Here is an 8,506-nt window from a genome sequence, read left to right as displayed (position 1 = left end):
TGAATTAAATCGCTGTAATTTCTCAGATACAATAACGCTTGCATCCACGAATTACTTGTATATTGGAATTGTTTAACGTGATTTTCCATCACGATAAGGCTCCGTTCAAGCTTCGATATTGTTCAATTTTCAAGGTCCTGTGCCGCTCTCCCTCGCGGGACAGCTTGTTTATTATATCTCATCAAGTCTTGTTTGTCAAGCACTTTTTTGAAATATTTTTTCAAGCTCTTCCGAGCGGCTTGCCGTCGTTGACGGCTCAGTTATAATACCACACCTATTTTCAAAACGCAAGCGTTTTCGACAAAAAAATTCAAAAAATTTCAGGAGGTCATCTAAAGCCTCCTGAAATCCTTATTCCTGCAGCAGCTGCCCCCGCAGATTCTGCAATATCTTCCGCTCCCTGCGGGAGATCTGTACCTGGGTGGTGCCCAGTACCTTTGCGGTCTCGCTCTGGGTCTTGCCGGAGAAAAACCGCAGAAAGATCAGCTGCCGGTCTTGGGGCGGCAGGGTGGCCAGCACCTCCTGCAGGCTGATGCGGTCCGCCAGCTCCTCCTCCGGGGATTCCACCGGGATGTCCACCTCCCGGCCGCCCTCCTCCTCTGCCGCCGGGGTGAGCGAAAGCGCGGGCTGGCTGGCGCGGATGGCCAGGGCCACCTGCTCCGGCTTTGCCTGCACCGCCTGGGCCAGCTGGCTCACGCTGGGCTCGCAGCCGTTCTGTTTGATCATCCGTTCCCGGGCAGCACTCACCCGCAGGCCCAGCTCCTTGAGCGACCGGCTCACCTTGACGGTTCCCCCGTCCCGGAAGAGCTTTTTGATCTCGCCCAGAATTACCGGCACCGCATAGGTGGAAAACTGCACCCCGCGCTCCTGATCGAATCCGTCGTAAGCCTTGATCAGTCCCATGCAGCCCGCGGAATACAGATCGTCATATTCCACGCCCCTGCCCCGGAACCTGCCGGCACAGGCGTGGACCAGCCCCAAATTATTTTCAATGAATTCCTCCCGTGGGCCAAGTGTTGTGGGCATGCTTTCCTTCCCCTTTCTATCTCTTATGTAAAAGGGGGATCATTGTTTGGTGCTCAGGGTCTTGCTCATCACCACCCGGGTGCCCTTGCCCGGTGTGCTGGTCACCCGCACCTTATCCATAAAGCTCTTCATCACCGCAAAGCCCAGTCCGGCCCGTTCCTCCGGGTTGCCGGTGGTGAACATGGGCTGCATGGCTTTTTCCACATCCGGAATGCCCACGCCCCGGTCGGTCACCGTAATTTTCACCAGACCGCCCTCATACAAAGCCGCGGTCAGATAGACCAGCCCCACCTGCTGGGGGTAGGCATGGACGATGCAGTTGGTCACCGCCTCGCTCACCGCGGTTTTGATATCCGCCAGCTCGGGCACGGTGGGGTCCGCCTGGGCCAGAAAGGCCGCCAGCGCACCCCGGGCAAAGCCCTCGTTCACGCTGCGGGAATAAAAGCTGATTTTCATCAGGTTATAGGCTTTCATACTTGCCTCTCCTCTTCTATTGATATTCCACACGGGCCAGATCCAGCATCTTCTTGATTGAGTCCGGCGCCTGCTGCACCACCAGCTGCCCTTCGGTGGCCTGCATCCGCCGGGCGCGACCCAGAATGAGCCCCACACCGGAGGAATCCATGAAGGTCACCCCGCCGAAATCCAGAATCAGCCGGGCGGGCATCCGTGCCGAAAGCTCCGCGTCGATCTGCTGGCGCAGCATCTGGGCGGAATGATGGTCGATCTCGCCGCTCAAGTAGGCCACCAGCACATCGTCTGCGCTGGTAAACATCACCTGTGCCATTTCCGTTCTCCTTTCACGTCCTTTTGGGGGCAAAAAAAGACCCCGTATTCTTGGCACTTACCAATATACGGGGTCTTGGGTGAATATTTTGCCGCAACCAGTCAGCTGCGGTGAATTTTTAAGCAAGCCGCTTCAGCAGCTCCGGCCGGGCCTGGGCCGCCAGATACAGCGAGCCGCACACCACCACGCCATTTGTATGGGCCAGCGCCTGATCCAACGCCTGGTCAAGATCCGTGCAGGCGGTCACCTTGGCCTTGGGGGCCACGGTGCGGGCCAGCTCCGCCAGCTCCTTGGCCTCCATGGCCCGGGGGCAGGGCGGCGTCACGGTATAAATGGTATCAAAGCAGGGGGCCAGCGCCTCCAGGATCTGAGCAGCCGCCTTATCCGCCAGAACGCCCAGCACTGCCGCCGGCTTCTTTTTGGTATGGGTGCACAGCACGCCCGCCAGGGCTTTGGCCCCCGCCGGGTTGTGGCAGCCGTCCAGAATCACCAGCGGATCCTTGCGCAGCACCTCGATGCGGGCCGGGAACCGGGCGGTCTCCAGGCCGCTCAGAATGGCTTCATCGGGAATCTCGTAACCCTTGCGCCACAGGGCCAGAGCGATCTCCACCGCCATGGCCGCGTTGCAGCTCTGGTGCGCGCCCAGGAAGGGCAGCTCCACCTCGTAGCCGCCATAGGAGAAGGGATTGGTCAGCGGCTGGGGCTCTTCGGGCAGGTTCAAATCCTCCGGCTGGGGCTGCACCAGCTCCGCCTTCTGGCGGATGCACTCCGCCACGATGGCCTTCTGTGCCTCGGGGTCCTGCAGCGGATAGCAAACCACGGTGCAGCCGGGCTTGATGACGCCCGCCTTCTCCTGGGTGATGGCTTCCAGCGTGTCGCCCAGCACCTCGGTGTGGTCCAGGTCGATGCGGGTGATGGCCGCCACCAGGGTGTTGTCCACCCCGTTGCTGGCGTCATTTTTTCCGCCCACACCGGTCTCCAGCACCGCCAGGTCGCACTGCTCCTGATAGAACCAGAGCAGCGCCGCCGCGGTGACCGCGGTGAACTGCACCGGCTCCTCGTCCAGCTGCGCGGCGGCAGCCCGCACTTGACCCGCCACCTGTTCCAGTGTATCCGCCGGGATCATCTCGCCGTTGATCTGCATCCGCTCCCGGAAGTCCAGCACGTAGGGAGAGATGGTCAGCCCGGTCTTATACCCGGCTTCTTTTAAAATATTAGCCGTCAGGGTGGACACGGTACCCTTGCCGTTGGTACCCGCCACATGTACAAAATCCAGATAATTCTGCGGGTCACCCAGCTTGGCCAGCAGCTGACGCATCCCCTCCACCCCGGGCTTTCCGTTGGTACGGGGCAGGCTTTGCAGCCACTCAGTATTCGATCTCGATGCTGGTGTCATAGCTTTCCTCTTCCTCCTCTTTCTCCTGTTGGGGAACCGGCTCCCACCGGGGCTGAGGGTCCGGTGCGCGCCGGGCGGCCTGACGGGCCGGGCGTGCGGGCGGCTGGTACTGAGGCAGGGGTTCCTCCTCCCATTCCTCTTCCGGCTCCTCGTCCCACTCCTCCTGAGGCTGGGGTGCCGGGCTGGGGGCAGGCCGCTTTTTTGCCGGTCGGGGCTGCGGCTCCGGCTGCACCAGTTCCTCATCATCGTGCCGATGCACGAACAGAATCACGCACATGCGGCAGAACATCAGAATCACCAGTGCCACGAACAGACCCACCAGAAAACCGGCAAAATCGATCCATACATCCTTCACACTGGAGCCGCGGCCATCCACAAACAGCTGGATGGTCTCGTCGGTCACCGCGGTACCAAGACCCAGAAACAACGGCCAGCTCACATGCTTGATGAAGTGGCGGGTATACACCCGCAGGCAAAGCATGAACCAAAAACCCATCATCATAAATTCGGCAAAGTGTGCCATCTTGCGGACCACAAGCAGGCTGAAGGGGCCAAGGCCCACGGTACCGGCCACCTCGTTGACCACCTGCTGCACCTGCTCGCTGCGCAGACTGGACTGCTCTGCGATCTGCAGAGAGTTTTGAAAAATGAACACCACGCTGTAGATCAGACAGGCAGTGAAAAGAATCCGAAAAAAGATTGTAAACGGGCTCGTACGTTTTTTCTGATACAAAAATCCATCCCTCCTAATGAATATGATGCAAACAATACTTTCCCTTGTGTCTTCCGCCATTATAGCACATCTGTCAAACCCTGGAATATCCCGGGTCTTGTCTGTTATACGAAAAAAGGGCCCGGTTTTGTGCAAACCGGGCTCCTTTTTCATGGATTTTTTACAATTATTCCGGGAATTTCTCAGCCCAGAGCCGCGATGGACTCCTCCACGCGGGCCAGCTTTTCCTGGGCGCGGGCCAGCTTCTGGCGGATCTCCTCCACCACATTGGCGGGAGCCTTGTTCACAAAGCCCTCGTTGCTCAGCTGACGGCTGAACATGCCGATCTCCTTCTCGGCGCCGGCCTTTTCCTTGTTCAGACGGGCCAGTTCCTTCTCCCGGTCGATCAGCTCCATCATGGGAATGAAACCGCGGGCCGCATGAGTGATAACCTGCACCATGCCGGCGGTGTCGCCGGTGTACTTCTCGGTGAGGGTCACGTCGGTGGCGAAGGCAAACTTGGCCAGGTAGTCGCCGCCGCGGCGGAAGGCCTCGGTCTCGCTGGTCTCGATGATCATGCTGCTGCGCTTGGCCGGGTGCACGTTCATCTCGGCGCGGATGGTACGAACCGCCTTGATGTAGTCCATCAGCTTCTCAAAGTCGGCCTCCTCGGCAGCGTAGTTCAGCTCCTCGGTGAACACAGGCCACTGCTCGGTCATGATGGTCTCGGAGGTGCCGGGCAGAGCGCGGTAGATCTCCTCGGTGATGAAGGGCATGAAGGGATGCAGCAGCTTCAGCGCCTGGGTCAGCACGTATACCAGTACCTTGCGGGCGTTGTCGGCCTCCTCGGGATCGGTGGAGTTCAGGCGAACCTTGGCGATCTCGATGTACCAGTCGCAGTAAACCTCCCAGATGAAGTCCTGCACCTTCTGGGCAGCCAGGCCCAGCTCGAACTTGTCCAGATTGTCGGTGACGGTGCGGGCCAGATTGTTCAGGGTGGACAGAATCCACTTGTCGCTCAGATCCAGCTTGTCCGCAGCGGGCAGACCGGCCTGGAAGTCCTCGGGCAGGTTCATCATCACGAAGCGGGTGGCGTTCCACAGCTTGTTGGCAAAGTTCCGGCTGGCCTTGATCTTCTCATCGGAGAAGCGCATGTCGTTGCCGGGGGTGGAGCCCAGAACCAGGGTCAGGCGCAGAGCGTCGGCGCCGTACTGGGCAATGATCTCCAGCGGGTCGATGCCGTTGCCCAGGCTCTTGGACATCTTGCGGCCCTGGGCATCGCGCACCAGGCCGTGGATCAGCACGGTGTCGAAGGGCACCTTGCCGGTGTATTCCAGACCGGAGAAGATCATGCGGCTCACCCAGAAGGTGATGATGTCGTAGCCGGTGACCAGGGTGTTGGTGGGATAGAAGTAATCCAGGTCCTCGGTCTTATCCGGCCAGCCCAGGGTGCTGAAGGGCCACAGGGCACTGGAGAACCAGGTGTCCAGGGTGTCCTCATCCTGACGCAGGGCGCCGCCGCACTTGGGGCAGGTGATCATGGGCTCATCGCTCACATGCACCTCGCCGCAGGCGTCGCAGTAGTAAGCGGGAATCCGATGGCCCCACCACAGCTGACGGCTGATGCACCAGTCGCGGGTGTTCTCCATCCAGTGATAGTACTGCTTGTCGAAACGCTCGGGCACGAACTTGATGCGGCCGTCCCGCACCGCGTCGATGGCCGGACCGGCCAGGGGCACCATGCGCACGAACCACTGCTTGGAAACCATGGGCTCGATGGTGGTGCCGCAGCGGTAGCAGGTACCAACGTTGTGGGCGTGGGGCTCGATCTTCTCCAGATAGCCACCCGCCTCCAGGTCGGCCACGATGGCCTTGCGGGCCTCGTAGCGGTCCATGCCGGCGTACTTGCCGCAATCGGCGGTCATGTGGGCGGTCTCGTCCAGCACCTTCACGATGGGCAGGTTGTGGCGCTGGCCCACCTCGAAGTCGTTGGGGTCGTGAGCAGGGGTGATCTTCACCACGCCGGTACCGAACTCCATATCCACATAGGTGTCGGTGACGATGGGGATCTCCTTGTTCAGCAGGGGCAGCAGAACCTTCTTGCCGTGCAGGTGCTTGTAGCGCTCGTCGTCCGGATGGATGGCCACGGCGGTATCGCCCAGCATGGTCTCGGGACGGGTGGTGGCCAGGATCAGGAACTCGTCGGTGCCCACGATGGGGTACTTCAGGTGCCAGAAGCTGCCCTCCTGGTCCTCATACTCCACCTCGGCATCGGAGATACTGGTCTTGCAGTGGGGGCACCAGTTGATGATGCGCTCGCCGCGGTAGATCAGGTCCTTATCGTACAGATACTTAAAGACCTTCAGAACGGCCTTGCTGCAGCCCTCGTCCATGGTGAAGCGCTCGCGGTCCCAGTCGCAGGAGCAGCCCAGCTTCTTCAGCTGGCTCACGATGCGGTTGCCGTACTGGTTCTTCCAGGCCCAGGCGCGCTCCAGGAAGCCGTCGCGGCCCAGCATCTCCTTGGTCAGACCCTCTTCCTTCATCTTGGCCACAACCTTGGCCTCGGTGGCGATGGAGGCGTGGTCGGTGCCGGGCACCCACAGGGCGGCGTAGCCCTGCATGCGCTTGTAACGGATCAGGATGTCCTGCCAGGTCTCGTCCATGGCATGGCCCATGTGCAGCTGGCCGGTCACGTTCGGCGGCGGCATCACGATGGTGTAGGGCTTTTTGTTCTTATCCGCCTTGGTGTGGAAGTAGCCGCCATTCAGCCAGAAGGCATAAATGTCGTCCTCCACGCGGGCGGGATCATACAATTTTTCCAGTTCTTTCATTGATTTTCCCTCCTGTTTCGGTTGCTGCCGGGGCAAACAAAAAGGCCGCCCCAGGCGTGTGTTCACACTTGGGACGGCCTGTACAAAACAATACAATACCGCGGTACCACCCAAATTGCCGCCGAAAACCGGCAGCCACTCGGAGCCCTTAACGCGGGCGGCACGGGCAGAGGCTACTGAAGGTTCACCCCGCCTGCTCAAAAGCGACAGCACCCGGCGCGTTCTGCCGGGCTTTCACCTGCCCCCGGCTCTCTTTTCCAAAACGCATTGCCGCGCGCCCTCTTTTTCAGCGCATTTGTAATAATGATTATAGCAACATCCGGCCGCCGCGTCAATCACTGCAGCGCAAAAGCCGGTCAGACCCCCGGTCAGCCCAGAGAAATGCCCATGCGGCGGGCGACCTCCAGCATGCCGTGGCCGTCCGGAACCAGTCGGCTCTTGCCGGCGATCTCGTCCAGCGGGTTCTCGGTGACATGATTGTTGCGCATGGCAACGGTCACGCCGTACTTCTCGTGCTCCACCAGCTTTGCGGCGTAGGTGCCGAACTGGGTGGCCAGTACACGGTCGTAGGCAGAAGGCGAACCGCCCCGCTGCATGTGGCCGGGCACGCAGACGCGGGTCTCGAAGCCGGTCATCTTCTCGATCTGGGCCGCAATGCGGTTGGTGGCGGTGGTGTAGCCCTGCTCCTTGCGGCGGGCAGCACGCTCCTTCTTCTTCATGCGGGCTTCCTCGTTGTCGAAGGCACCCTCGGCCACCGCCAGGATGGAGAAGGTCTTGCCCTGAGAGGCACGGCGCTCCACTGCGGCGCATACATTATCAATGTTATAGGGCATCTCGGGGATCAGAATGATGTCCGCGCCGCCGGCCACGCCCGCGTACAGGGTCAGCCAGCCGGCCTTGTTGCCCATCAGCTCCACCACCATGCAGCGGCGATGGCTGGAGGCGGTGGTGTGGATGCGGTCGATCACCTCGGTGGCGATGTCCACAGCGGTGTGAAAGCCGAAGGTCACATCGGTGCCGTAGATGTCGTTGTCGATGGTCTTGGGCAGGCCGATCACGTTCAGGCCCTCCTGAGCCAGCAGGTTGGCAGTCTTATGGGTACCGTTGCCGCCCAGGCAGAGCAGGCAGTCCAGCTTCATTTCCTCGTAGTTCTTCTTCATGGCGGCCACCTTGTCCACCTGGTCCTCGCCGATGACCCGCATCAGCTTGAAGGGGGTGCGCTTGGTGCCCAGAATGGTGCCGCCCATGGTCAGGATACCGGAAAACTCCTCCGGCTCCATGTCACGCCACTGGCCGTTGATCAGGCCGGAATAACCGTTGGTGATGCCCACGATCTGCACATCGTCGCCCATGCGCTGATACAGCGCCTTTGCCACGCCGCGAATGGTGGCGTTCAGGCCGGGGCAGTCGCCGCCGGATGTCAGGATACCGATCCGTTTTTTCATAGTTCCAATTCCTCCCTCTCAGCCCGGCCAAACCGCCGGGATCAGCCTTTGACTCTGTGTCAAAAACTGCATGCATTTTCTTTTTTTAGAGTATCGCCCTTTTTGGTGGTTTGTCAATCTTTTTGCGGAAAAAGAACCGTAAAAAAAATTGAAAAAAGTGGTTGACATTTTCCGGTTCAGTGCTATAATAAATTATCGTTGGGGCAAGACGCTCCGGCAAATGAATATTGGAGAATTGTGTAAGGGTAGCACGACAGACTCTGACTCTGTTTGTGAGGGTTCGAATCCTTCTTCTCCAACCAGAAATAG

Annotated in this window: 7 protein-coding genes and 1 tRNA gene; 1 reads left to right on the top strand and 7 read right to left on the bottom strand. The window is 59.9% G+C overall.

Going from position 1 to position 8,506, the window contains the following annotated elements; translation table 11 throughout:
* Positions 1–351: 351 nt before the first annotated feature.
* The 7 genes from J7G73_RS11470 to J7G73_RS11440 all read right to left on the bottom strand — a co-directional run bounded on the left by J7G73_RS11470 (position 352) and on the right by J7G73_RS11440 (position 8,197).
* Positions 352–1,026, bottom strand: coding sequence for a sigma-70 family RNA polymerase sigma factor (locus tag J7G73_RS11470; protein ID WP_087180856.1), 675 nt, complete (start codon positions 1,024–1,026; stop codon positions 352–354).
* 39 nt (positions 1,027–1,065) lie between these two features.
* Positions 1,066–1,500: an anti-sigma F factor gene (spoIIAB, locus tag J7G73_RS11465; RefSeq protein WP_291246343.1), complete on the bottom strand. Its 435-nt coding sequence runs from the start codon at positions 1,498–1,500 to the stop codon at positions 1,066–1,068.
* Between the two features lie 16 nt (positions 1,501–1,516).
* Positions 1,517–1,813 (bottom strand): anti-sigma factor antagonist, encoded by a 297-nt coding sequence (locus tag J7G73_RS11460; RefSeq protein WP_291246342.1) that lies wholly within the window; start codon positions 1,811–1,813, stop codon positions 1,517–1,519.
* Between the two features lie 118 nt (positions 1,814–1,931).
* Complete coding sequence (locus J7G73_RS11455) at positions 1,932–3,209, bottom strand: folylpolyglutamate synthase/dihydrofolate synthase family protein (protein ID WP_291246341.1); 1,278 nt, start codon at positions 3,207–3,209, stop codon at positions 1,932–1,934.
* Positions 3,181–3,942, bottom strand: coding sequence for a VanZ family protein (locus J7G73_RS11450; RefSeq protein ID WP_291246340.1), 762 nt, complete (start codon positions 3,940–3,942; stop codon positions 3,181–3,183). The genes J7G73_RS11455 and J7G73_RS11450 overlap by 29 nt, the downstream gene beginning before the upstream one ends.
* A 182-nt stretch (positions 3,943–4,124) precedes the next feature.
* Positions 4,125–6,752: a valine--tRNA ligase gene (locus tag J7G73_RS11445; protein ID WP_291246339.1), complete on the bottom strand. Its 2,628-nt coding sequence runs from the start codon at positions 6,750–6,752 to the stop codon at positions 4,125–4,127.
* A 368-nt stretch (positions 6,753–7,120) separates the two neighbouring features.
* The gene (locus J7G73_RS11440) at positions 7,121–8,197 is read right to left on the bottom strand and encodes a 6-phosphofructokinase (RefSeq protein ID WP_087292335.1); all 1,077 of its coding nucleotides are present in this window, start codon (positions 8,195–8,197) and stop codon (positions 7,121–7,123) included.
* Positions 8,198–8,425: 228 nt separating this feature from the next.
* On the opposite strand from J7G73_RS11440, the gene J7G73_RS11435 reads away from it, so the two are divergent.
* Positions 8,426–8,499: transfer RNA gene (locus J7G73_RS11435), tRNA-Gln, on the top strand.
* Positions 8,500–8,506 lie beyond the last annotated feature (7 nt).

It is taken from the genome of Allofournierella sp., assembly GCF_017889395.1.
Lineage (GTDB): Bacteria > Bacillota > Clostridia > Oscillospirales > Ruminococcaceae > Allofournierella.
Note: the sequence above shows the minus strand (reverse complement) of the source record. Positions and strands in the feature narration are given on the sequence as shown.